Source organism: Achromobacter aegrifaciens (genome assembly GCF_902859965.1).
GTDB lineage: Bacteria > Pseudomonadota > Gammaproteobacteria > Burkholderiales > Burkholderiaceae_B > Achromobacter > Achromobacter aegrifaciens.
This window is the reverse complement of the sequence record NZ_CADIKO010000005.1, coordinates 109556-133872: the sequence shown is the minus strand read 5'-3', so window position 1 is coordinate 133872 and position 24317 is coordinate 109556. Positions and strand designations below refer to the sequence as shown.

General features: G+C 64.2%; 25 protein-coding genes and 1 tRNA gene. 21 read left to right on the top strand and 5 right to left on the bottom strand.

Going from position 1 to position 24317, the window contains the following annotated elements; all coding sequences use genetic code 11:
• Window positions 1–25: 25 nt before the first annotated feature.
• Entirely contained in the window at window positions 26–364 is a 339-nt protein-coding gene (locus tag HV793_RS28275; RefSeq protein WP_054458254.1) for a P-II family nitrogen regulator, read from the bottom strand.
• 540 nt (window positions 365–904) lie between these two features.
• Between HV793_RS28275 and HV793_RS28270 the strand changes: the two genes are divergently transcribed.
• The 10 genes from HV793_RS28270 to HV793_RS28225 all read left to right on the top strand — a co-directional run bounded on the left by HV793_RS28270 (window position 905) and on the right by HV793_RS28225 (window position 9041).
• Window positions 905–1318 (top strand): DUF5339 family protein, encoded by a 414-nt coding sequence (locus HV793_RS28270; RefSeq protein ID WP_175214310.1) that lies wholly within the window; start codon window positions 905–907, stop codon window positions 1316–1318.
• A gap of 181 nt (window positions 1319–1499) precedes the next feature.
• A complete protein-coding gene (locus tag HV793_RS28265) occupies window positions 1500–1751 on the top strand; it encodes an accessory factor UbiK family protein (RefSeq protein ID WP_054458252.1) in 252 nt (83 codons plus the stop codon).
• Between the two features lie 185 nt (window positions 1752–1936).
• On the top strand, window positions 1937–3466 hold the full coding sequence (locus HV793_RS28260) for a YifB family Mg chelatase-like AAA ATPase (RefSeq protein ID WP_175214309.1): 1530 nt from the start codon (window positions 1937–1939) through the stop codon (window positions 3464–3466).
• Window positions 3467–3806: 340 nt separating this feature from the next.
• On the top strand, window positions 3807–4004 hold the full coding sequence (gene rpmI / locus HV793_RS28255; RefSeq protein WP_008159912.1) for a 50S ribosomal protein L35: 198 nt from the start codon (window positions 3807–3809) through the stop codon (window positions 4002–4004).
• 17 nt (window positions 4005–4021) lie between these two features.
• Complete coding sequence (rplT, locus tag HV793_RS28250; protein WP_006218741.1) at window positions 4022–4381, top strand: 50S ribosomal protein L20; 360 nt, start codon at window positions 4022–4024, stop codon at window positions 4379–4381.
• A gap of 75 nt (window positions 4382–4456) precedes the next feature.
• Window positions 4457–5479: a phenylalanine--tRNA ligase subunit alpha gene (pheS, locus tag HV793_RS28245; RefSeq protein WP_054458250.1), complete on the top strand. Its 1023-nt coding sequence runs from the start codon at window positions 4457–4459 to the stop codon at window positions 5477–5479.
• Between the two features lie 13 nt (window positions 5480–5492).
• Complete coding sequence (gene pheT / locus HV793_RS28240) at window positions 5493–7910, top strand: phenylalanine--tRNA ligase subunit beta (protein ID WP_175214308.1); 2418 nt, start codon at window positions 5493–5495, stop codon at window positions 7908–7910.
• Window positions 7911–7913: 3 nt separating this feature from the next.
• Window positions 7914–8255, top strand: a complete 342-nt coding sequence (locus tag HV793_RS28235) for an integration host factor subunit alpha (protein ID WP_054458248.1) — start codon at window positions 7914–7916, stop codon at window positions 8253–8255.
• Window positions 8256–8312: 57 nt separating this feature from the next.
• Window positions 8313–8744 (top strand): MerR family transcriptional regulator, encoded by a 432-nt coding sequence (locus tag HV793_RS28230; RefSeq protein WP_054458247.1) that lies wholly within the window; start codon window positions 8313–8315, stop codon window positions 8742–8744.
• A gap of 220 nt (window positions 8745–8964) precedes the next feature.
• Window positions 8965–9041, top strand: a tRNA-Pro gene (locus HV793_RS28225).
• A 182-nt stretch (window positions 9042–9223) separates the two neighbouring features.
• Here the strand turns inward: HV793_RS28225 and HV793_RS28220 are convergent.
• Window positions 9224–9661 (bottom strand): acetyltransferase, encoded by a 438-nt coding sequence (locus HV793_RS28220; RefSeq protein WP_054458246.1) that lies wholly within the window; start codon window positions 9659–9661, stop codon window positions 9224–9226.
• A gap of 87 nt (window positions 9662–9748) precedes the next feature.
• On the opposite strand from HV793_RS28220, the gene HV793_RS28215 reads away from it, so the two are divergent.
• The 4 genes from HV793_RS28215 (at window position 9749) to HV793_RS28200 (ending at window position 12327) form a co-directional block, all read left to right on the top strand.
• The gene (locus tag HV793_RS28215; protein ID WP_054458245.1) at window positions 9749–10186 is read left to right on the top strand and encodes a hypothetical protein; all 438 of its coding nucleotides are present in this window, start codon (window positions 9749–9751) and stop codon (window positions 10184–10186) included.
• A 37-nt stretch (window positions 10187–10223) separates the two neighbouring features.
• Window positions 10224–10412 (top strand): hypothetical protein, encoded by a 189-nt coding sequence (locus HV793_RS28210; RefSeq protein ID WP_054458306.1) that lies wholly within the window; start codon window positions 10224–10226, stop codon window positions 10410–10412.
• Window positions 10413–10512: 100 nt separating this feature from the next.
• Window positions 10513–10959: a hypothetical protein gene (locus HV793_RS28205; RefSeq protein WP_175214307.1), complete on the top strand. Its 447-nt coding sequence runs from the start codon at window positions 10513–10515 to the stop codon at window positions 10957–10959.
• A gap of 180 nt (window positions 10960–11139) precedes the next feature.
• Window positions 11140–12327 (top strand): rhomboid family intramembrane serine protease, encoded by a 1188-nt coding sequence (locus tag HV793_RS28200; RefSeq protein ID WP_175214306.1) that lies wholly within the window; start codon window positions 11140–11142, stop codon window positions 12325–12327.
• Window positions 12328–12350: 23 nt separating this feature from the next.
• Here the strand turns inward: HV793_RS28200 and HV793_RS28195 are convergent, their stop codons facing one another.
• Entirely contained in the window at window positions 12351–13259 is a 909-nt protein-coding gene (locus tag HV793_RS28195; protein ID WP_054458242.1) for a LysR family transcriptional regulator, read from the bottom strand.
• A 126-nt stretch (window positions 13260–13385) separates the two neighbouring features.
• Between HV793_RS28195 and HV793_RS28190 the strand changes: the two genes are divergently transcribed.
• The 3 genes from HV793_RS28190 (at window position 13386) to HV793_RS28180 (ending at window position 16778) form a co-directional block, all read left to right on the top strand.
• Complete coding sequence (locus tag HV793_RS28190; protein WP_175214305.1) at window positions 13386–14585, top strand: amidohydrolase; 1200 nt, start codon at window positions 13386–13388, stop codon at window positions 14583–14585.
• A 24-nt stretch (window positions 14586–14609) separates the two neighbouring features.
• Window positions 14610–15935: an MFS transporter gene (locus tag HV793_RS28185; RefSeq protein ID WP_054458240.1), complete on the top strand. Its 1326-nt coding sequence runs from the start codon at window positions 14610–14612 to the stop codon at window positions 15933–15935.
• Between the two features lie 90 nt (window positions 15936–16025).
• A complete protein-coding gene (locus HV793_RS28180) occupies window positions 16026–16778 on the top strand; it encodes an SDR family oxidoreductase (RefSeq protein WP_054458239.1) in 753 nt (250 codons plus the stop codon).
• Window positions 16779–16793: 15 nt separating this feature from the next.
• Here the strand turns inward: HV793_RS28180 and HV793_RS28175 are convergent, their stop codons facing one another.
• Window positions 16794–17660 carry a spermidine synthase gene (locus tag HV793_RS28175; RefSeq protein ID WP_054458238.1) on the bottom strand — a complete coding sequence of 289 codons (867 nt, stop codon included), beginning with the start codon at window positions 17658–17660 and terminating at the stop codon, window positions 16794–16796.
• A 242-nt stretch (window positions 17661–17902) separates the two neighbouring features.
• Here HV793_RS28175 and HV793_RS28170 point away from each other — a divergent pair, with 242 nt between their 5' ends.
• From HV793_RS28170 to HV793_RS28155, 4 genes are all read left to right on the top strand, one after another.
• On the top strand, window positions 17903–18841 hold the full coding sequence (locus tag HV793_RS28170; RefSeq protein ID WP_175214304.1) for an SMP-30/gluconolactonase/LRE family protein: 939 nt from the start codon (window positions 17903–17905) through the stop codon (window positions 18839–18841).
• A 36-nt stretch (window positions 18842–18877) separates the two neighbouring features.
• A complete protein-coding gene (locus HV793_RS28165; protein ID WP_175214303.1) occupies window positions 18878–19804 on the top strand; it encodes a 3-hydroxyacyl-CoA dehydrogenase family protein in 927 nt (308 codons plus the stop codon).
• Window positions 19805–20540: 736 nt separating this feature from the next.
• Entirely contained in the window at window positions 20541–21551 is a 1011-nt protein-coding gene (locus HV793_RS28160; RefSeq protein ID WP_054458235.1) for a Bug family tripartite tricarboxylate transporter substrate binding protein, read from the top strand.
• A 20-nt stretch (window positions 21552–21571) separates the two neighbouring features.
• Window positions 21572–23308, top strand: a complete 1737-nt coding sequence (locus tag HV793_RS28155; protein ID WP_054458304.1) for an IlvD/Edd family dehydratase — start codon at window positions 21572–21574, stop codon at window positions 23306–23308.
• Between the two features lie 2 nt (window positions 23309–23310).
• On the opposite strand, the gene HV793_RS28150 is transcribed toward HV793_RS28155, so the two are convergent.
• Entirely contained in the window at window positions 23311–24204 is an 894-nt protein-coding gene (locus HV793_RS28150; protein ID WP_054458234.1) for a LysR family transcriptional regulator, read from the bottom strand.
• Window positions 24205–24317: the final 113 nt, after the last annotated feature.

Sequence of the window (24317 nt, the reverse complement as noted above, 5' to 3'; positions counted from 1 at the left end):
CAGGCTCCATTGAGTCTTTATTTATTTACAGCGCAGCTTCGCCGGATTCACCCGTTCTGATGCGGATCACTTGTTCGAGCGGGGCGGCGAAGATCTTGCCGTCGCCGATCTTGCCGGTGCGGGCAGCCTGTTCGATGGCTTCAATGACCTGATCCACCAGATGGTCGGGCACGGCGGCCTCGACACGCAGCTTGGGCAGGAAATCGACGGCGTACTCGGCGCCGCGATACAGCTCGGTATGGCCCTTCTGGCGGCCGAATCCCTTTACTTCAGTGACGGTCAGGCCCTGGACGCCGATCCCGGATAGAGCCACCCGCACTTCGTCGAGCTTGAAGGGCTTGATGATGGCGATGATGAGTTTCATGGCATTTCCTCTCATGGTTGCACGTTGGCTTCGTCTATCAAGCAAATTCCATGCCATGTCGGATATGGCCCAGCGAAGGAGGTTGGCGCGCTCAAAGCGTGCTCGATTGCACCGGTTTGGTGCTTCATGCACCGCAAGTCAGCTTCAAGTTGGTGCGCAGCGCCAGCCCTTGGGGCAAGCAACAAAATATGTTTGGCGTCCGATATTTGTAGCAAATTGATGCGCGTTTTATTGCGTTTTATGTTGGCATATCAGCTTTTTTATCGAGTCATCGATGACTCGCCTGCTGCCCGCTGAGCCATATGCGGCGCGCCTTTGGCCTAAATCGGCAGACCGTTGGCGAGACGCAGAGGAGCGCCGGAATCGGCGCGGCCGGCGCGGTCTCGTGATACGAGGGTTTACACCCGTCGGCTTGTTGCCGAAGAGCGGCTGCAGAAGAATCGATAACAGTTCAAGCCTGTCCCCGAACAGGCTGGGCCGCAGGCGGAGTCTCCGCGTCGACGGATCTCCAAAAGAAAGCAGGAACGGGAAAGGGTAGTCATGAAAATCCACCGCAAGGCTTTCTGCACTTTGGTCCTGGCCGCGTCGCTTGCCGCGCTGGCCGGCTGCAACAAGAGCGAAGAAAAGGCCGCCACGCCGGCCGCCACCGCACCTGCGCCCGCACCTGCGGCTCCCGCGACGCCGCCTCCACCCGCGACTTCGCCTTCCTCGGCTGCTCCGGCGGCAGGCACTGCAGCGTCCGTTCCCGCCGAGTGCGAGGCCTACGTCGCCAAGATCAATGCCTGCATGGACAAGCTCGGCAGCGGCAACCCGGCTGCCACCGCGATCAAGGAGCAGCTAGACGCGGCCAGGGCGCAATGGGGCGCGGTCAGCGACAAGACGCAGTTGGCGGCGCAATGCAAGCAGTCGTCGGATACGTTCACGCAGTCGGCAAGCCAGATGGGTTGCCCGTAACGATGTTGGTAGGGGGTTGCCGCCATGGCAGCCCGGTTTTCTCCTGTGCTTTGAAGGGCGGTCACCGCATGCGGCCCGCCCTCTTTTTTTGGGTCGAGGCGGCCCTTTTTTTGCGCGGTCAGTCCGGAAACGGCGTTCCGACGCACTACACTTGAGGCATCAAGAACACAGTGAGGCCGTCATGAACAATCGCACCCAATGGATGGAAGACATCCAGAAGAACATCTCCGACCTGATCGCCCGCAGTCCGGCCGCGGATGTGGAGCGGAATGTGCGCGCGATGATGACGCAGGCATTCTCCAAGCTGGATCTCGTCACGCGCGAGGAATTCGACGTCCAGGCCGACCTGCTGGCGCGCACCCGAGCCCGGGTGGACCAATTGGCCGCGCAGGTGCAGCAGCTGGAGTCACGCTTGTCCGCGCTGGACAAGTAAGCGCTGAAGGCCGCATCTCGCGGCCGGCAGGAAATGCTTTCCGGAAACGGCCGCGATCAGCGGCCGTTTTCCATTTCCGCGTGCGCATCTGTGGTTGACGGGAGTGATGCTTCTGTCACGGCCGCCGCCGCGCGGGCCTCGCGATTGCGGATACTGGCGGACCCAACTCTTGCTCGGAGGCCGCCTTGACGCTAGCCGTACTTGCCAGCCGCGCCCTGTGCGGCCTGGATGCCCACGCGGTGCGCGTGGAAACGCATCTGGGCCCGGGCCTGCCCAGCTTCAATGTGGTCGGCCTGCCCGATACCGAAGTGCGCGAAAGCCGCGAGCGCGTGCGCGCCGCCATCTTGAACAGCGGCTTCGAGTTCCCGCCCGGCAGGATCACGGTCAATCTTTCGCCCGCCGACATTCCCAAGGAGTCGGGGCGTTTCGACCTGCCGATCGCCCTGGGCCTGCTGCTGGCCTCCGGCCAGTTGGCCGCGCCGGCGGACGTTCGCGATCCGGAATCGCCCGTTCGGGATCCAGCCTTGGCCGACTTGGTGCTGGCCGGGGAGCTGTCCCTGACCGGCGCGTTGGTGCCGGTCGCGGCGCCGCTGGTCATCGCGCTGAGCGTCGCCCGGGAGGCGCCCGGCGCCACGCTCATCCTGCCTGCGGGCAGCGCTGAGCAGGCCGCCTGGGTTCCCGGGCTGCGCGTGCTGTCGGCGCGCACGCTGGCTGACGTGGCAGCGCACGCCACCGGTGCCTGCCTGTTGTCCAACGCCGTGCCCCGGCCCTGGCCGGCGGCTGCGCCCGGACCCTGCCTGTCGGATGTGCGGGGGCAGCCGGGGGCGCGGCGGGCTTTGGAGGTTGCTGCAGCGGGCGGACATAGCCTGTTGATGATAGGGCCGCCGGGAGCGGGCAAGAGCATGCTGGCGGCGCGCCTGCCGGGCCTGCTGCCGCCGCTGGCGCGCGGCGAGGCGTTGGAAGTGGCCGCCGTCGCCGCGCTGGCTGGCTTGTCCGACGCGCCCGTGGGGCAGCCCCCGTTCCGCGCGCCACACCATTCCGCCACGGCGGCGGCGCTGGTAGGCGGGGGGAGTCGTCCGCGTCCGGGCGAGATCAGCCTCGCGCATCATGGGGTGTTGTTTCTGGATGAGTTGCCAGAGTTCAGCCGCCGTACGTTGGAGGCCCTGCGGGAACCCCTTGAGACGGGCAGGGTGGTCATCGCGAGGGCGCTGCGCGCGGCGCAGTTTCCCGCCCGTTTCCAGTTGCTGGCGGCCATGAACCCGTGCCCTTGCGGGTGGCGCGGGCATCCCGGGCGGCCCTGCGCCTGCACGCCGGATCAGGTGGCGCGCTATGCAGGCAAGATATCGGGCCCGTTGCTGGACCGCATCGACCTGCACGTGGCCTTGCCGCCATCCGACCCCGAATGGATGGGCAAACCGCCGGGGGAGGCGTCCGGCCCGGTCCGGGAGCGCGTGGCGCGTTGCCGCCAGCGTCAGCAGGCCCGCCAGGGCAAGCCCAACGCCGCGCTGGCGGGGGCGGAACTGGACGAGCATTGCCGCCTGGACGACGAAGGCCAGGCCTTGCTGCTACAGGCCATGCGCCGCCTGTCGGGGTCGGCCCGCGCCATGCACCGTGCGTTGCGGGTGGCGCGTACGATCGCCGATCTGGAAGGGGAGGACGCCCTGGGGGGGCGCCACATTGCCCAGGCGGTGCAGTACCGGCGGCCGGGCGTATGACACCCCTCTGTGGCGTTCGCCGCCCCTGGGGTTGCGCTTTGCCGGCTGGCTGGCTCGACAAAATGCGGGAAATCACCATATAATCAAAGGCTTTCCCGGATCTGGATCAGATTTGATCTGTTTCTGGGGAGAATCCGCCTGGCAGCAATGCTGGCGGAGCGTACCCCGGAAATGCTTTGGATGTAATCCAGAAGTTTCCCGGAAGTACCCCGGAAGTACCCCCAAGAAGTGGCAACAGGTCTCCAAGTTTTGCCGCCATGGAAGGTTTCATCGGCCGTCCATGCGTCAAGCACCTGGCGTCATGCATATCAACAATGAGTGTTTAGTTTAGGGAATCAACATGCCCAAGATGAAAACCAAGAAAAGCGCCTCCAAGCGCTTTAAGGTTCGCGGCAGCGGCTCCATCAAGCGCGGTCAGGCGTTCAAGCGCCACATTCTGACCAAGAAGACCACCAAGGCCAAGCGTCAACTGCGCGGCTCGGCAGCGGTCCATGACTCCAACGTGGCCTCCGTCAAGGCCATGATGCCTTTCGCTTGATCTAAGGGAGATCTACTATGCCTCGCGTCAAACGCGGCGTAACCGCCCGCGCACGTCACAAAAAAGTCATTGCCGCCGCCAAGGGTTACCGTGGCCGCCGCGGTAATGTGTTCCGTATTGCCAAGCAAGCAGTCATGCGCGCTGGCCAATACGCCTACCGCGACCGTCGTAACAAGAAGCGCACGTTCCGTGCTCTGTGGATCACGCGTATCAACGCCGCCGTCCGCGAACATGGCGTCAGCTACAGCGTGTTCATCGCCGGCCTGAAGAAGGCTTCGATCGAACTCGACCGCAAGGTTCTGGCCGACCTGGCCGTGCGCGACAAGGCCGGCTTTGCCGCCATCGTGCAGCAAGCCAAGGCTGCCTTGGCTGCCTGATCGCGCTTTAACTCATCGCGCATCGCTGCAAACGGGGCTGTAATGGCCCCGTTTGCGTTTTGAAGGCTGGATTTCATGACTCAAACGGTTGACGACCTGGTCTCCCAGGCGCAAGAACGCTTCGCCGCGGCCTCCGATGCCGCCGCGCTGGAAAATGCAAAGGCTCGGTTCCTGGGCAAGGAAGGCGCGCTGACGGTGCTGCTCAAAGCCCTCGGCAAGCTCGACCCGGAGCAGAAGCGCGAGATGGGCGCCCGGATCAATCAGGCCAAGCAAAGGGTCGAAGAGCTGCTGAACCTGCGGCGCGCCGCGCTGGCACAGGCTGAACTGGACGCCCGCCTGGCATCCGAAACCATTGACGTCACCCTCCCGGGCCGCGGCCGCGCGCCGGGCGGCATCCATCCGGTGATCCGGACCTGGGAACGCGTGGAAGAGATCTTCCGTTCCATAGGCTTCGACGTGGCCGACGGCCCCGAAGTGGAAAACGACTGGACCAATTTCACTGCTTTGAACAGCCCGCTGGACCATCCTGCGCGCTCCATGCATGACACGTTCTACGTCGACATGCAGGACGCCGAAGGCCAGCCGCTGCTGCTGCGCACGCACACCAGCCCCATGCAGGTGCGTTACGCCCGCATGCATAAGCCGCCCATCAAGGTCATCGCACCGGGCCGCACCTACCGCGTCGATAGCGACGCTACGCACTCGCCCATGTTCCACCAGGTGGAAGGGCTCTGGATCGCCGAGGACATTTCGTTCGCCGACCTGAAGGGCGTGTACACCGATTTCCTGCGCTGCTTCTTTGAAACCGACGACCTGGCCGTGCGTTTCCGCCCGTCGTTCTTCCCGTTCACGGAGCCGTCCGCCGAAATCGACATGATGTTCACCTCGGGGCCGAACCGCGGCCGCTGGCTGGAGATTTCCGGCTCGGGCCAGGTGCATCCGCAAGTGGTGCGCAACTTCGGCCTCGATCCCGAACGCTACATCGGCTTTGCCTTCGGTTCCGGACTTGAGCGCCTGACCATGTTGCGCTACGGCGTCAACGATCTGCGCCAGTTCTACGAAGGCGATTTGCGCTTCCTGCGCCAGTTCAACGAATAACAGACGGCTGATCATGCAATTTCCCGAATCCTGGCTGCGTACGCTGGTCAACCCCGCCATCGCCACCGAAGAACTTGCGCACCGGCTCACCATGGCCGGCCTGGAAGTCGAAGACACCGTGCCCGCCGCGCCCGCCTTCAGCGGCGTGGTCGTGGGCCACATCGTCGAAATCGCGCCCCATCCCGATGCCGACAAGCTGCGCGTCTGCAAAGTGGACGACGGCGCCGGCGAACTGCTGCAGATCGTGTGCGGCGCGCCCAACGCCGCTGCCGGCCTGAAGGTGCCGCTCGCGCGCGTCGGCGCCGAGCTGCCTGGCGGCATGAAGATCGGCGTGGCCAAGATGCGCGGCGTGCAGTCCTCGGGCATGTTGTGCTCGGCCCGCGAACTGGGACTGTCGCAAGACCATGCAGGCCTTTTGGAACTGCCCGCCGACATGACGCCGGGCCAGTCGATCCGCGAGGCGCTGAATCTGGACGACACGCTCTTCACGCTGAAGATGACGCCCAACCGCGCCGACTGCCTGTCCATCCTGGGCGTGGCGCGCGAAGTGGCCGCCCTGACCGGTGCGCCGCTGTCGGTACCCACCGCTGTCGCTGTGCCCGTCACCCTGGACGAGCGCCTGCCGGTCAAGGTCGAGGCGCCTGATCTGTGCGGCCGTTTTGGCGGCCGCGTGATCCGCGGCGTCAACGCCCGCGCAGCGACTCCCGAATGGATGAAGACGCGCCTGGAGCGCGCCGGCCAACGCTCGGTATCGGCGCTGGTGGACATCTCCAACTACGTCATGCTCGAACTGGGTCGTCCGTCGCACGTGTTCGACCTGGACAAGATCCGCGGCGACCTCAGCGTGCGCTGGGCCCGCGAAGGCGAAACGCTTGAACTGCTGAACGGCCAGACCGTCACGCTGGATTCGACGGTGGGCGTGGTGGTCGCTGGCGATCAGGTGGAAAGCCTGGCCGGCATCATGGGCGGCGAAGCCACCTCGGTCACGCTCGACACCCGCAACATCTATCTGGAAGCCGCGTTCTGGTGGCCGCAGTCGCTCGCCGGCCGCGCGCGCCGCTACAAGTTCAGCTCGGAAGCCAGCCACCGCGGCGAGCGCGGCGTGGACTACGCCACCATCCCCGAGCACATCGAATTCATCACGCGCCTGATCATTGACATCTGCGGCGGCGAAGCCGGTCCGCTGGATGACCAGATCGTCAACTTGCCCAAGCGCGAGCCCGTGCGCATGCGCCTGGCGCGTTGCCACCGCGTGCTGGGCGTGCCCGTCACGCAAGCCGAAGTCGCCAAGATCTTCGGCAGCCTGGGGCTGGACTTCAAGATCGAGGGCGACGACTTCATCGTCACGCCGCCTTCCTACCGCTTCGATCTGGAACTTGAAGAAGACCTGATCGAGGAAGTGGCCCGTATCTACGGTTTCGAGAACATCCCCGTGGAGCCGCCGATGGCGCGCGCCAAGATGTTCTCGCAGCCGGAAATCCGTCGTGGCGCCCATGCGCTGCGTCGCCTGGCTGCCGCGCAGGACTACCAGGAAGTCGTGAACTACAGCTTCGTTGAAGCCGACTGGGAACGCGACTATGCCGGCAACGAAACGCCGGTGCGCCTGGTCAATCCGATCGCCAGCCATCTGTCGGTCATGCGCTCCAGCCTGATCGGCAGCCTGGTCGCCAACATCCGCCATAACGCCAACCGCAAGCAGACGCGCGTGCGTCTGTTCGAACTGGGCCGCGTGTTCATGCGCGATGCGTCCGTTCAGGACGGTCCGCTGGAAGTGGCCGGCGTGCGCCAGCCCATGAAGCTGGCCGGCGCGGCCTGGGGACCGGCCGTGGAAGAGCAGTGGGGCGTGGCGACCCGCCAGGTGGATTTCTATGATGTGAAGATGGATGTCGAGGCGCTGTTCGGCGCGCGAGGCAGCCGCCTGCGCTTCGAAGCCGCCTCGCATCCCGCCCTGCATCCGGGCCGCAGCGCCCGCATCGAGCTGGACGGCAAGCATGTCGGCTGGATCGGCGAACTGCATCCGCGCTGGGCTCAGCAGGCCGACCTGGCGCATGCGCCCGTCGTGTTCGAACTGGACGCCGCAGCCTTGTCCGAAGGCGAACTGCCGCAAGTGCGCGAACTCTCGCGCCAGCCCATCGTGGTGCGCGACCTGGCGCTGTGGGTCGATGCCCACGTGTCGGCGCAATCCATGCTCGACACCGTCGCCGCGGTCGTGAAGGCGGATCCGCAACTGTCGGTGGTGCAGGACGCGCGCCTGTTCGACGTGTGGCGCGAGAAGGCCCACGGCAGCGAACCCGTCACCGAGAAAAGCCTTGCTTTCCGTTTCTGGCTACAGGACACTGAGGTCACGCTGGACGAGGCCCGCGTGGCGGATTGCCTGGCACGCATCAAGGAAGCCTTGGTGGCTGCGCACGGCGCTCGCCAACGCGCTTGAACCATGGGGAACAGTATGCTTGCTGCCGAGCCGCGCACTCTGACCAAGGCTGAACTGGCCGAACTGCTCTTCGAGCGGGTCGGCCTGAACAAGCGCGAAGCCAAGGACATCGTCGATACCTTCTTCGAGGAAATCCGCGACGCCTTGGCGCGCGGTGATTCCGTCAAGCTCTCCGGCTTCGGCAACTTCCAGGTGCGCGACAAGCCGCCGCGCCCTGGCCGCAATCCCAAGACCGGCGAGACCATCCCCATCGCCGCGCGCCGCGTGGTCACCTTCCACGCAAGCCAGAAGCTCAAGAGCGTGGTGGAACAGGCCGCGCCCGCAGCACCCGACGCCGAGGAGTGATACGCTTTGTCGGCAATTGTTATCGGCACCTGACGCATCGCGGCATAAAATCCCCTTATGACACGTACCGAATCCACCGTTACCTTACCGCCCATTCCCGCCAAGCGTTACTTCACCATCGGTGAAGTCAGCGACCTGTGTGGCGTCAAGCCCCATGTCTTGCGGTATTGGGAACAGGAATTCACGCAGCTCAAGCCGGTGAAGCGGCGCGGCAACCGCCGCTACTACCAGCATCACGAAGTGCTGCTGATCCGCCGCATCCGCTCGCTGCTGTATGAGCAAGGCTTCACGATCAGCGGCGCGCGCAATCGCCTGGGCGATGCGCGCGATGTGCCGCATGATCAGGACGCGGCAGTGCGCCTGTCGGGCGCCGAGATGCAAGCCTTGCGCAACGAACTTGGCAACGTCTCGACGATGCTGGCCGAAGCCTTGGGCACGGCGGCAAACGCAGCAGGCGCAAGCGCCAGCAACGTCAGCCCTGCGGCCTGATCGTCGGCGCATCGTCTTCCCCATATGGTTTGAACGCAGTACCAGCAACGCGCGGCGCAAGCCGCGCGTTGCATTGAGCAGTACCTCGCGCAGCAATCATCGATGCGCATGCGGTTGATGCAATCGATAAACGCAGCGCGAAAATTTTTTTGAGTATTCAGCACTTTTTTTGCACGAATGCGTGCAAACAATTTTTTGTTCTGCTATACTCTTTTTCTTTCGGGGCGTAGCGCAGCCTGGTAGCGCACTTGCATGGGGTGCAAGGGGTCGCGAGTTCGAATCCCGCCGTCCCGACCAGTAGTTCCAAAGGCCGTCAGTGAGAAATCACTGACGGCCTTTTCATTTTTGTTGGCCTGATTTCAGCGAGCGCGGTGCAAGCGCGTTATGCCAATGGCTGATAAAAAACTGCCGGCGTAAAACGGCACCCTGGCAAAGTGTCAGCCATGGAAAAAGCCACCCGCAGGTGGCTTTTTTTTCGATCAGCTCCGATACTCCAGATGGATCAACGGGTAGGCCCTGCCTTGATCATCAAGCGGCGAACGGCCCGTGCGCTTGAAGCCCATCCTTTCATAGAAGCCCACCGCCTGGCCGTTCTGTTCATTGACGTCCGTCGTCATGTTGGGATGGAGGGATAGGCCGTGCCGCACCAGCGCGGCGCCTATGCCGGTTCCGCGGCAGGCGGGATCGACGAACAGCGCTTGCATGTGGCCGTTGTCGATGAGCATGAATGCCTGGGGGTAGTCGCGGGCGTCGACCGCAAGCCAGAGCGGCACTTGCGGGAGAAAACCGCACACCATCTCGTCGATGGCCTGGCGATCCTCGGGTGAAAGAAAGTCGTGCGTGGCGTCTACCGCGCTGCGCCAGATTTCGACTGCGCGCGCGCCTTCGTCGGGGCGGGAGGTTCTTATCGTAATCATCCTCGCAGCGTATTTGATTTCTTTTTGCGGCGTCAAATTGACGAACCCGAATGGGTACACTGGGACGCTCTTCAACTAGGAAAAGAAATGGCGCAACAGAATGCCGTGAAGAACAAGGCGCGTCGTCGCATGCCTGACGGCCGCCGCTTTTGGTTTATCAGCTTGCTGGGCATCATTGTGACCTGCAGCCCAGATATCCTGGATGCATTGCGAGGCCAATTCGGACCGGCGCAACGGCTGGTGATCCCGGCGCTGCTGCTGTATTGGCTGTATCGGGGCAGCGAATGGGCGCGCTGGATCTTGATGGTCCTGCTGCTCGGCATCGGTGCGATGAATCTCTACCTGCTGACGGGCATGCTCAAGTATTCCGCCCATCTGTGGTTGCATGCTTACGTCGCCAGCGCTGCGATGGTCCTGACCGGGTTCTATCTGGCATTGGCGAAGAAGGACTTCGCGCGTTACTGCAGCCATGTCGCTGTGCGAAACGCCCGCAAGGCAGCGGCGCGGCAGGCGGAACCTCGTTAAACGCCAGATTGGAAACGTGGAGTGGGAGGAAGTGCCGGTGCTGTACGTGGTCTTGTGGAGCGTGTTGGCGCTAGCTGCATTCACTGGCAGCCTGTTCGTCTTCTGGACGCGGCCGTTCCAGTTCAAGGAGCAGGGCGCGGGGCCGGACTATCGGCCGTCTGCCGGTATCGCAGGGGCCTTGATGACGATCGCCGTTCTCGCGCTGGTGATTGCGCTGACCGTATGACGGCGATCGGTTACGCGCCTGAATGGTATAAGTGCGCGGCAGCGTATTGCGGTGCGATTGACGGTCAGTGATAACTCCAGGCGGTATGCGGATGAAAGTCATGAGAAGTCTTGCGGTGCTCCTTTTGCTGGCGCTACAGACGGCCAGCGCTGTCGCTGAAACGCAAGCGGACACGTCGATCTCGAGTGTGGTGGAGGGCGGCCGCTGGACCGACGGCGCGGCCACGGGCGCGTACCGGATCGTTGTGGAAGAGGTCGGGTTCGAGCACGTCAGCTGCCGCATACGGATTCAATGGGTCGCTTCCACGGCCGCTGGCCGTCCCGCCAAGCTCGTCGCGGAACAGACCTTCGAGGAACTCTCGACCACCTTCTGGAGCTGCGGGCAGGGCAAGCAGAGCGTACTCGTCGCCGGCAATGTATTGAAAGTGCAGGCCACGCACGCGTATTCCGGTGAGCCATGCACCTTTACGGTAAAGCTCGGCAAGCCGGGCCGATATCAATACGAAGGGTGCAGCAACGAGAAGCCGGCGATCAAGGTTGGCGGTTGAGTAACGCACCCCAGCGGTACATCGCGCACCGCGAGCTCGTGCGACGTCACGCATGGCTTGGTTAAGATAAAGCCCACTCTTCGATATGCCTACCTGATGCCTCCATTCCAACGCACGTCCCTGCTCAAAAGAATATTCGCCAGCAAGATCACGCTTCTGCTGATTGCCTGCAATGTCGCGGTGTACGGCGTGGCGGGATTTTTAGACTCGCGCGCGTTCGAGAGCCTGAGCCAAACCTCGTTCCTGATCGATTGGGGCGGCAACGTACCGGCCTTGACCTTGTCCGGGGAATACTGGCGCCTGTTCACCAGCATGTTCCTGCACATCGGCTTCCTGCACCTGGCAATCAACATGCTGGCGCTGTGGTCGCTGGGGATCATCCTGGAGGCGCGCATGCGTTCCGGGGTGTTCCTGGGCGTGTATCTGCTGTCGGGCCTATGTGGCAGCCTGGTCACCGCGTTATGGCATCGCGACGAGTTTTTCCTGAGCTGCGGGGCGTCTGGCGCAATCCTGGGCATTTTCGGGGCCGCGATCGTTTACGGCTTGCATGACCGGCGTATGGGCCGGCCCCACATCCCGCCCGGCAATCTGCTGTTCAGCCTGGTGCTGACCTTCGGCGCGGGCTTCGCGTTCGACGTCGACAACGCGGCGCACCTGGGCGGCTTGCTGTCGGGAGCGCTGCTCGCGGGCATCGCGCTGTATGCCGAGCGCTTGCGGCCCGTAACGGCGGCGGTGGTCCTGGCCGCGACGGGCACGCTCAGCGCCGTGGCGCTGGCCGCGGTGACGCTCGGCAGTCATGATCGCGACATGCAGGAACAGCTTGCCGCCGCGCAGTTTGGGCGCACGCTGGGAAAAATGGGATTGCTGGGCTCGGATCGGGCGCTGTGGAAAGCGTCGTCGCTGGATGAGTGCATTGCCGGCGCGTTGTCCGCCGCTGTGCGCGATGGATCGCGAGCGCCGGATCTGCGAGGTTGCGCGAGACCCGGAGACAGGGATCAGGCGCTGTTGGCAAGGTTCATGCCGCTGCAGTACCAAAGCTGCCATGCGCAGATCGCAGGGTTGCGCAAACTCTACCCGGATGCCGCCCTGCAAGAGGCATTGACCGCGGCGGACCAGTACTGCGGAGTTCAAGCGCAGATCTATGGCGCGATCTTTCAAGCAGACGGCGCCGAACTCGATCTGGAAAAGGCGCGCCAGGCGCGTTTGAAGATGAACTTCCTGCTCGACGAGCGGGGCATGTACCGGACGGATTCAGCGCCATTGCGGGCGCAGGCAAACGCCATGAAGCGCATGCTCCGCCGCCCGGGCGAGCTGGCCTGGGCAATCATCGGGCGCTCGGGTTGCCCATACTGGAGCTGCGAGAGGTAGCGCGGGCTGCGGCGTGCCGCGCTTCACACCAGACGGCGGCTGGGGTCCGCGACGTGGGTCGTGACGATGTCGATAAACCGCTCGAGCGGCGCCGACTGGTTGTCGGCCCGCCAGACCAGCTCCCAATGCTGGACCACGTCCAGATCGGGCAGTTCCTTGAAGGCAACGGTGGGTGGCGCGGCGCGCGTGGCCGAGTCGGGCAGAACGGTGCAGCCCAAGCCCGCGGCGACCAGGGTGAGCATCGATCCGACATCCACGCCCTGTATCGATGAGCGGGGCACGAACCCGGCCTTGAAAAAGCAATGGATCAGCCTGTCATGCCAGACAGGCGCTGCATTGCGCGGCAGCCAGATGAAGTCCCGGCCGGCCAGTTCGCGCAAGGACGCCGGGCCGTCATTGTCCCAGTGCCAGTCCGCGGGATAGGCGACCAGCATCTTCTCGGAGTAGATGGGGATGCCTTTGAACGCGGGATCGTCGAGCGGCCTGAACAGCGTGAATCCCGCGTCCAGCCTGCCTGTGGGCAGTAGTTCGATCTGCGCATCCGAAAGCAGATGACTGAGTGTCAACGAGACCCCCGGGGCTTCCCGGCGGAATCGCCGCAGCGCATCGGCGAGCAGGGAACGCAACGTCAGCATGACCGGCAGGGCGATGGTCAGGTGACCGATCTCACCGCGTCCCGCGCGCTGCGCGCGCTCCATGGCCGCGGTCGCGTCGCCCAGCAGGCGGTTGGCGTCCAGGAGCAACTGCTTGCCCGCTTCGGTCAGATGGACGCCACGGGTGGTTCGTTCAAAAACGGCGGTGCCCAGCTCTTCTTCCAATGCCTGGATCTGCCGGGTCAATGCCGGCTGGGCGATATGCACCGACTGAGCCGCGAGGCTGATGCTGCCGCATTCGGCGACGGCAACGAAGTAGCGCAATTGCCGCAGATCCATGGCTATACCTTATTAGTATGACGGACATCGTTAAATAGCATTTTACGGCATGGGTGGGGTGTCTCTACCATTCGGGCGGTAGTGAACCTGTGTAGACAAAAACTTCAATAACGAAGACCCAAGCCCATGCCACAGAAAATCCTTGATCATTTGTCCGCGGACGCCGCCAGGTACAGGCAGATACGGCACGACCTGCACGCGCACCCAGAACTGGGTTTTGAGGAGCACCGGACCGCGGCGCTGGTTTGCGAGGAGCTGCGCCGGCTCTCCATCGGATTCCACACCAACATTGGACGCACCGGCGTAGTTGGATTCATTCCAGGCCGGGAAACGAGCAGCGGACGGGCGATAGGCCTGAGAGCGGACATGGACGCGCTCCCCATCCGCGAATGCACGGGGCTGGGGTACGCGTCAGCCGAGGACGGAAAGATGCATGCCTGCGGCCACGACGGCCACGTCGCCATGCTGTTGGCCGCCGCGGCCTATCTGCAGCGCACCCGGAATTTCAACGGCGTGGTCTATCTGATTTTTCAGCCCGGCGAAGAAGGGCACAACGGCGGGTTGGAAATGGTCAAGGATGGCCTGTTCGAGCGGTTTCCCATTGAAGAGATATATGCGCTCCACAACTGGCCGGCGTTGCCCCTGGGGACGGTATCCATTCCGGTCGGGCCCGTCATGGCGGCGTCCGACCGCATTACGATCCGGATCCGCGGCAAGGGTGGCCATGGGGGGATTGCGCCTCAACGGACGGTAGATCCGGTTCTGATCGCCGGCCACGTCATCGTTGCGGCGCACTCCATCGTGAGCCGCAACCTGGACCCGCTGGACGCCGGCGTGCTCAGCCTATGCGCCCTGGCGGGAGGCAATCTGGCGGGCTTCAACGTCATACCGGACGAGGTGGTGCTTACGGGCACCGCCAGATCGTTGCGGCCGGAAGTTCAGCAGGTCTTGCAGGCCCGCCTGCGGGAAACCGTGGAAAGCGTTTCGAAAGGGCTGGGCGGATCGGCGACGCTGGACTATGAGCCGAACGTGCCGGCAACGGTCAATGCGGAACCGCAGACCCGCCTGGCCAGGCTGGCGGCGCAGGACGTGGTGGGCGAACAGCATGTGGTCCGGCATCCGGTGCCCAGTCTGGGCGGGGAGGATTTCGCCTACATGCTGCGCGAGCGGCCCGGTGCGTATCTGCATCTGGGCACGGGCGATCCGGATCATGTACACGGGTTGCACACCTCGCACTTCGATTTCAACGATGCCGTCATTCCCATCGGAAGCGCGGTGCTTTCCCGGATAGCCGAAAGAGCGCTGCCGCTGGACAACAACAACTAGGTAGCAATTGGGAGGAGACGAGACATGAATAAGGAAAAAAAGAAAAGCGCCCCGCGATGGCTGCAATTGACGGCGGCGATATTTGGCAATGCGCTCGAATGGTATGACTTCGGCGTGTTCGCGGCGATGGCATTCATCATCGCCAAGGTGTTCTTTCCGGAAGCGGGCGAACATACCGCGCTGCTGCTGACGCTGGCGACGTTCGGCGTCGGTTTCGTCACGCGCCCGATAGGCGGCATCGCCATCGGCATGTATGCGGACCGCAAGGGCAGGAAGGCAGCGCTGCAACTGATTATTGCGTTGATGACGGTGTCCTTGCTCATCATGGTCTTTACGCCTTCGTATGCGACCATAGGCGTCGCCGCGCCCATCCTGATCGTGCTGGCCCGCCTGATGCAGGGGATCGCGACCGGCGGCGAGTTCGCATCGTCCACCGCCTATCTCGTGGAGGCCGCGCCCAGGAACAAGAAGGGACTCTACGGCGCATGGCAGATGTTCGGCCAGAATCTCGCCAATCTGGGGGGCGCCGCCACGGGGTTTCTGCTGACATCGGTCTTCACCGAGCAACAGCTGCTCGACGGGATGTGGCGCATTCCGTTTGTCGTGGGACTGCTGATCGCGCCGCTGGGATGGTGGATCCGGCGCTATCTGGACGAACCCGAAGAGTCCGCGGCGTCGCTGCGCAAGGGGGAGACGGTCAGCCTGGTAGCGATGTTGGGCCGTTATCCGCGGTCCATCGCAGCCACGCTGTGCCTGACCACGTGCGCCACGGCTTCCGTCTATACATTCATCATTTATCTGCCGACTTTCGTGACCCGCCAGTTCGGTTTCGCGCTGCACGACGCCTTCACCGCGCAGGCCATCGGGCTGCTGGCGCTGATCGTCATCATTCCAATTTCCGGCGCGATTTCGGATCGCCATGGAAGAAAGCCGGTGATGCTGTCGTTCCTGCTGCCGTACGCGATATTGATGTATCCGCTGTTCTCGTGGGTGCAGTCGACGCCGACCTTGCCGAATCTGGTCGTGGCGTTCACCGTGCTGAGCATACTGCTGGGCGGCTTTCTTGGACCGTTCGCGACAGCGCTAGGCGAACAGTTTCCAACGAACGTGCGCTCGGCCGGCTTGGCGGTTTGCTACAACATCGCCGTCATGATTTTTGGCGGTTTCGCCCAGTTCATCGTCACCTGGCTGATCCAGGCCACCGGGATATCACTGGCGCCCGTTTTTTACAGCCTTGCAGGCGGCGCGCTTGGTGTGCTGGGCTGCCTGTTGATACGGCCGGCCGATCATGCCAGGCAGGTGGCCCAGGAGTTGCCGGCACGGATGGCGCAGCGCGGATCAGTGGCGTGAGATGCCGCGCGTAGACAGCAAGAAGCGGGAGGACAGGGCCCGCTCGCGTTTGTAGGATGCAGGCATCCTTCATGTCTGGAGCAGACGCCGATGTCTTTATCTCTTGCTGGAAAAGTGGCTTTGGTCACGGGCGCGTCCTCGGGTATCGGGCGCGCCGTGGCGTTGCGCCTGGCCGCCGAGGGCGCGGCGCTGGTGCTGACGGCCAGACGCCGTGATCTGCTGGAGCAGGTGGCCGATGAGATCAGGAGCGCCGGCGGGCGGGCCTGCGTTGCTGCGGGAGATGTCGCCTTGCCGGACACGCACAGACTGGCGGTGCAGTACGCCCAGCGCGAGTTCGGCGGCCTGGACATCGCGATAAACAATGCCGGCACCATCGGGCCCTTCAAGCCGCTTGCGGAAGTTGCCCTGGAAGAATGGGAGCATACGCTGAGCGTCAATCTCACGGCGGCATTCCTGGGAGCGCGCCATCAGATTCCGGCCATGCTGGAGCGGGGCGGCGGCGCGCTGGTCTTCGTGTCCAGTTTTGTGGGGACGAGCGTGGGCCTGCCCGGCATGACGGCCTACGGCACGTCCAAAGCCGCGCTGATGGGCTTGGTCAAGGGCATTACTGCGGACTATGCCGCGCAAGGCATCCGCGCCAATGCGCTCTTGCCTGGCGGTGTGGACACCGAGATGGCCGGAAGCCAGGAGCAGAAGGACTGGGCGGCCGGCCTGCATGCCATGAAGCGGATTGCGCGCGCCGATGAAATCGCCTCGGCGGCGTTGTTCCTGGCCAGCCCGATGGCAAGCTTCGTGACCGGGTCCGCGCTCTATGCGGATGGCGGCAACTCCGCCGTGAAGTGAGCGCGCCGTCCAGGCTCAATCGCGCAAGACGGGTGCGTCGTCGGCAATCGCCTGTCGGCGCGAGTACATCTCCAGGGCTTCCTCGGCATTGACGCCCAACGGCCCGAGAACGGCATCCAGCGCCTTGGCATTGCGGGCAAGCTGATCGCGGCCGGGCAGTTCACCGTTGACCGCCATGATGACGCGATTGCCCGTTTGCAGATTGAAGAACTCTCCGAACACCGCGGCATAGGTCGCCGATTCGCGCGCATAGAGCTGGCTCTCGGTGAAGGTGTTCGCCACCGCCACACCGCCCGGCGCGAGGATGCCGCGCACGTGCTGCAGGAATTCCAGCGTCATCAGATGTTCGGGGATGTAGTCGACGTCGAATGCGTCCAGCATCACCATGTCGTATTGCAGGCCGTCGCGATGGGCGCGTTCGATGTAGGCGCGGCCATCTTCCAGGAAGAGGCGTTGCGTGGGGCCTTGCTGGTAGCCGAAGTAACCCGCTGCGACCTTGCCCACGGCGGGATCGATTTCCACGGTATCGATGACGGTATCGGGCAGGAGCGCGGCCAGGGCCTTTTGCAGTGTGGCGCCGCCCAATCCGACGATCAGGATGTTGCGCGGCTTGGGATTGATGTAGAGCGCGGTCATCATCATGCGGGTATAGGAAAACACCAGCTGCCCGGGATGCGCAAGGCTCATGCAGGTCTGGCGGCCGACGTCGTGCATGGAGTTGAAGTTCATGCAGCGCTCGCCGTTTTCCTCGAACACGAGCAGTTTGCCGAACTGCGAATCTTCGCTGTGGATCAGCTTGGGGCCGCCCGTACCTCGCAGCAGCACCAAGGCGGCGCCGGCGATGACGAGGACGAGAATGGCGCGGAGGGCAACACGGAGCATTTGGCGGCAAGCAACAGGTAGGGGACGCGTCATCGTATCGTGGGCCGGGTCCACCGCGCGGACGCTGGCGTGAATCCCCTGGCGGCAAGACGCCGGCGGCGTCGCGACGGCAGGAATCAACGATCGGTTTTATTGAAAGACTCGTTCGATATATTTCATTTCCTTAAATGCTCGGCTCTCCTTAGAATTTCGCTCGAAACGGGGCGCATAGATTCCCGTCCGGTAAATCAGAGGAGACCTGCATGTTCTACGATCCCGTCCCCAGGATTCAAGCCAGCGTATACGCCCGGCTGCCCGACGAGCTGAAGTGGCAGGGCCAGGACCTGAACGAGTGGGTCGCTGGCCAGCCGCAGGGCAATCCGCCGCGCTCGTTGCTGGAAGGGCCGTCCTTCGGGCCAGACGGCCTGCTGTATTGCGTGGACGTCATCAACGGCCGCATCCTGCGGGTCGATGCGCGTGGCGAATTCGAGCCGCTCGTACAGTACGACGGCTGGCCCAACGGCCTGAAGTTCCATCGCGACGGCCGCATCTTCATCGCCGACTACAAGCACGGCATCATGCAGTTCGACCTCGAGCGCCGCGAGGTGCGCCCGGTGCTCGAGCGCTACAACATCGAGCGCTTCAAGGGCGTGAACGACCTGTTCTTCTCGCAGGCGGGGGATCTCTATTTCACCGACCAGGGCATGACCGGCTGGCAGGATCCGACTGGCCGCCTGTTCCGCCTGCGGCCGGACGGCAAGCTGGACTGCCTGCTTGATTGCATACCCAGCCCCAACGGCCTGGTGATGGATCTGGACGAGCACGCGCTGTATGTGGCGGCGACGCGGGCCAACGCGATCTGGAAGGTGCCGCTGCTGCGCAACGGCCAGGTCGGCAAGGTGGGCATGTTCATCCAGATGTCGGGCGGCGGCGGCCCGGATGGCCTGGCGCTGGATGCGAAGGGCGGACTGTGCATTGCCCACGTGGGTCTGGGCGCCATCTGGTGCATGGATCCGTTGGGCCAGCCGGCTTTGCGCATCCAGTCTCCCGAGGGGCTGCACACCACCAACCTGGCCTTCGGGGGAGCCGCGGGCCGCACGCTTTACATCACCGAGTCCAGTTCGGCCAGCATCCTGCGCGTCGAACTCGATGTAGCGGGCAAGCCGATGTACCTGCCGGCGCCGGCCGCGCAGGCGCTCTGACTACCACATACCCCAACTACCAAAAGGACGGAACAGATGGATCAGGCAATTGTGCTGGGCGCGGGCACCATGGGGGCTGACGTCGCCGCCGGTTTTCATGCGGCCGGCTGGCGTGTATGGCTGGTGGAGCCCGACGCGGCGGCGCGCGCGGCGGCCACGCGGCGCGTGAACGCCTCCAGCGAAATGATCGGCGGCCAGGCGGACGCCGGGCGCGTCGTCACCAGCGCAACCATGGAAGAAATCGACTGGAGCGATACCCGCATCGTGGTCGAGTGCGTGCCCGAACTGCTGGAAACCAAGCGTGCCGTATTCGCTCGCCTGGAACAGCTGGCGCCCGCTTCGATTCCCTTGACCAGCAATTCGTCGAGCTTTCCCATCAGCGCCATCGGCGAGGGCTTGCAGACCCGCGCACGCATGGTGGGTCTGCATTACTTCATGCCGGCCCATCTGGTGCCCGCCGTGGAAGTGATACGCGGAGAGGCTACCGATGAAGCCATGGCGCAAGAAGTCAGCCGCATCATGCGCGATACCGGCAAGAAGCCGGTGCAGGTCAAGCGCGACGTGCCGGGGTTTCTTGCCAACCGCATCCAGCATGCGCTGATGCGCGAGGCGATCGCGCTGGTCGAGGAAGGCTTCGCGTCCGCCGAGGACGTGGACACCGCCGTGCGCTACGGGTTCGGATTCCGCTACATCGCGGCCGGCCCGCTGCTGCAGAAGGATCTGGCCGGCATCGACATCCATTGCGCGGCGGCCGCGACGATGTATCCGCACCTGCGTACGGACGACAGGCCCAGCGCGCTCATGCGCGAGCTGGTCGAGCAGGGCAACATAGGCGTCAAGTCGCCTTCTCTGAAGGGCTTCTATCAATGGACGCCGGACCGCGTCGCCCAGGAGCAGCGGCGCTACCAGGTCGCCTTGGGCAAGGCCATGCAGATCCTGAAGGATGAAGAGGCGCTGGCCTGACGCAGACTGTCGCGGAGCGGCAGGGCTTCGAACTTGCGGATGTCGGGGTTCTTTAGCCGCCGAGGCTGCCCTGCGCCATTCCGATGCTCGCCCCGGCGGGGCTGCGCTTCGGATGGCTTCGGGGTCCTCGGCTGCCAGTCGCCTGATGCGTTGGTTTCAGCCGCCGTTCATGGGCAGATGCCGTGAGCCGGTGTCCGGGCGGAGGGATCCGAAGCGCAGCCCCACCGGGGCGAGCATCGGAATCCCGCAGTCCGGACGCCGGCGGCTCAAGAACCCTGCCGAACAAAAGAACCCAGCCTCACAAAGCCGAAGCGGCAGGGCTTCGAGCTCGCGGATGTCAGGGTTCTTTAGCCGCCGAGGCTGCCCTGCGCCATTCCGATGCTCGCCCCGGCGGGGCTGCGCTTCGGATGGCTCCGGGGTCCTCGGCTGGCAGTCGCCTGATGCGGTGGCTTCAGACCACGTTCCTGGGTAGACACCGTGAGCCGGTGTCCGGACGGAGGGATCCGAAGCGCGGCCCCACCGGGGCGAGCATCGGAATCCCGCAGTCCGGACGCCGGCGGCTCAAGAACTCTACTTCACCAAACCGAAGTGCAGCCCGGATTTTCCTCATCCATACGTCCTAGGACTCTCACGGATTTTTTTGACAGAACATAAATTTTTTTCTCTTTTCGCAGGCGGGAGTTTGCGAACATGCGCCTAGAGCTTTCAAGCCATAAGAACGCATCGGGAGACAAAAATGTTCTGTAAGAATGCCGCGCGCAAGCGCATTCACATCGCCGCGGCCGCCTTCATCGCGGCTGCTGCTTTCACCGTTCCTGGCCATGCATCCGCGCAGGCCGCCGACAGCTATCCGAACAAGCCCATCCGCCTGATCATCCCGTATCCGCCTGGCGGCGCGACCGACGTGATCGGACGCATCGTAGGCCAGCGCCTGAGCGAGCAGATCGGCGGCCAGGTCGTGATCGAGAACCGCGGCGGCGCAGGCGGCAATATCGGTGCGGCGGAAGTGGCGCGCGCGCAACCTGATGGCTATACCTTGCTGATGGGGGCGCTGACTTCGCATTCGGTCATGGCGACCCTGGAGAAGGACACCATCCCCTACGACCTGCGCAAGGACTTCGCGCCCGCCGGGGTGGTCGGCTTTGTGCCGCTGGTGGCCGTGGTCAATCCCAAGCTGCCCATCAAATCGCTGGCCGATCTGGTGAGCTACGCGAAGGCGAATCCCGGAAAACTCAATTTCGCCTCGTCGGGCGCGGGCGCGCCGCAGCGCATGGCGATGGAACTCTTCAAGCAGATCGCGGGCGTCAACATCGTGCACGTGGCCTATCGCGGCAGCGGCCCGGCCATGACGGACCTGGTCGGCGGCCAGGTGGAGACGATGACCGAGACGGTGCCCGCCGCGATCTCCTTCATCAAGTCCGGCCAGTTGCGTCCGCTGGCCGTGCTGACGCCGCAGCGCGTCTCGATGTTGCCGGACATTCCCACCGCCGAGGAACAAGGCTTCAGCGGCTTCAACGTCAGTTCGCTCTTTGGCGTGATGGCGCCGGCCGGCACGCCGGCTCCCATCGTCGCCAAGATCAACAAGGCGCTGACCACGGCGCTGGCCAAGGACGATGCCAAGGCCCAGCTGCTGCAGCAAGGCGTCTATGCCGACGCGCTCGACGTCGAAGCCTCCAAGGCGCGCCTGAACGCCGAAATCGAGCAGTGGGCCAAGGTCATCCGCGACGGCGGCATCACCGTAAATTAACTGGAAGCAGCTTGAACAAGATGAGCAAGAAAAACACCGAGGCGTCGCAGGGCGAGGCCGGCGGCCTGCGCAAAGGCCTCACCAGCTACGGCGACAGCGGCTTTTCGCTGTTCCTGCGCAAGGCCTTCATCAAGGGCGCCGGCTACACGGACGGCGCGCTGGACCGGCCGGTGATCGGCATCGCCAACACGGGCAGCGCCTACAACCCCTGCCACGGCAACGCGCCGCAGCTGCTGGAAGCCGTGAAGCGCGGCATCATGTTCGCGGGCGGCCTGCCGATGGATTTCCCGACCATCTCCATCCACGAGAGCTTTTCCTTTCCCACCAGCATGTACCTGCGCAACCTCATGTCCATGGACACCGAGGAGCTGATACGCGCGCAGCCCATGGACGCGGTGGTGCTGATAGGCGGATGCGACAAGACCGTGCCCGCCCAGCTCATGGGCGCCGCGTCGGCGGACATACCGGCGATCCAGCTTGTGACGGGATCGATGCTGACGGGGTCGCACCGTTCAGAACGGGTGGGCGCATGCACGGATTGCCGCCGGTACTGGGGCAAGTACCGCGCCGAGGAGATCGACAGCCAGGAGATCGCCGACGTCAACAACCAGCTCGTCGCCAGCGTGGGCACCTGTTCGGTCATGGGTACGGCAAGCACCATGGCCTGTATTGCCGAAGCGCTGGGCATGACCGTGCCTGGCGGCGCTACGCCGCCCGCCGTCACGGCTGACCGGATGCGCATTGCTGAACTCACGGGCGCGCAGGCCGTCGAGATCGCCAGGCAGCGCCTGTCGGTCTCGAAGATCCTGACCGCGGATTCCTTCGAGAATGCCATGCGCGTGCTGCTGGCCATCGGCGGGTCCACCAACGGCATCATCCACCTGACCGCCATCGCTGGCCGCCTGGGGCTGGACCTGGATCTGCAGGCGCTGGACCGCATGGGGCGCGAGACGCCTGTGCTGGTGGACCTGAAGCCTTCGGGCCAGCATTACATGGAAGACTTCCACAAAGCGGGCGGCATGGCCACGCTGCTGCGCGAACTCAAGCCGCTGTTGAAGCTCGACGCGTTGACCGTGACCGGCAGGACGCTGGGCGAGGAGATCGAACGCGCGGGGCCGGGGTTCCCGCAAAGCGTGGTCAAGACGCGGCAGAACCCGATCTATCCACAGGGCGGCATAGCCGTCCTTTCGGGCAACCTGGCCCCCGAAGGCGCCATCATCAAGCAGTCGTCCGCCGATGCCGGGCTGATGGAACACGAAGGCCGGGCCGTGGTGTTCGAGAACGCCGAGGACCTGGCGGGCCGCATCGATGCCGCGGACCTGGACGTCACGCCGCAGGACATATTGGTGCTGAAGAACATCGGGCCCAAGGGCGCGCCCGGCATGCCGGAGGCGGGCTATATCCCGATCCCCAAGAAGCTGGCGTCGCAGGGGGTGAAGGACATCATCCGGATCTCTGACGGCCGCATGAGCGGCACCGCCTTTGGCACCATCGTGCTGCATGTCACGCCGGAAGCGGCCATAGGCGGGCCGCTGGCCTATGTCAGGAACGGCGACCGCATACGCCTGAGCGTGAGTCGGCGCGAGATCTCCCTGCTGGTGTCGGACGAAGAACTCGACCGCCGCCGCCGCGAGCAGCCGGTCACGCCGCCCACGGCCGAGCGCGGCTACAAGAAGCTCTTCCTCGATACGGTGACCCAGGCCGACAAGGGCGTGGATTTCGACTTCCTGCGCGGCGTGCCGGGCAAGTCGAAGTAGGGCTACGGCGTTGCCCGGCGTGCTTCCATGTTGCCGAAGAGGGTCCGGGCATCCTGGGATATCGACGCGGCCATCTTGGCGTGATGGCCGCGGGTATTCCAGATCAGGCCGTTCCTGCGCACGGGCGCACGGTTCGGCAGCGGGATGCGCGCCACGTCGAGCGACTTCCACATGGACGACCAGTCCGGAATCAGTGCAACGCCCAGGCCTTCATGCACCAGCGCGACGATGGCTAGCAGGCCGTCGATCTCCAGCCGCTGCTTGGGCCAGATCTGGTGGTCGCGCAGATAGCGGTCGGCCAGCTGGCCGCCGTAGATGTTGCGGTCGTAGCGTATGAAGGGTTGGGTCGACAGCAGGGTGTGGGCGTCCTGGTCCGCAAGATGGGACGGCGCGACGACGACCAGCGGTTCTTCCATGAATGGCTGCCAGAGACAGCTCTTGGGCACCGCGAACTGCGGTTCCACCACGATGGCGGCGTCGAGTTCGCCGTTGACCACCTTGCCGCACAGGTCTATGGAGCCGCCGGGCGTGACGAAGACGGAGGCGTCCGGATGCTTGCGGTACAGCGATTTCAGTATCGGCGGCAACACGTTCGTCAATGCGGACACGAAACAGCCGATGCGGAATTCGCCCGGCTGGTCGCCGTCGATGGCCATGGCGCGCAGATCGCGGATGTTGCGGATGGCCGCCTTGGTGCCTTCGAGGATACGCATGCCGCTCTCGGTGGGCCGGACCGAACGCCCCGAGCGCTTGACCAGCGCCACACCCAGGTCCATCTCCAGCGCCTTGATGCGCGCGGCGATGGCGGCCGAGGTCAGATCGAGCTTGCGCGCCGCTTCGGCGAATGAACCGGCTTCGACGACTGCGACGAAGCTCTGCATGCACTTGATGTCCATGATGCGATGGGCCTATTGCCCTGAAAGGAGAAACTTCAGGTTGAAGATCGCACGAACCGCTACGAACCCGGCTGCGATGGCTGCAGGCTTATCGCGCCAATTTTCCGTATGTT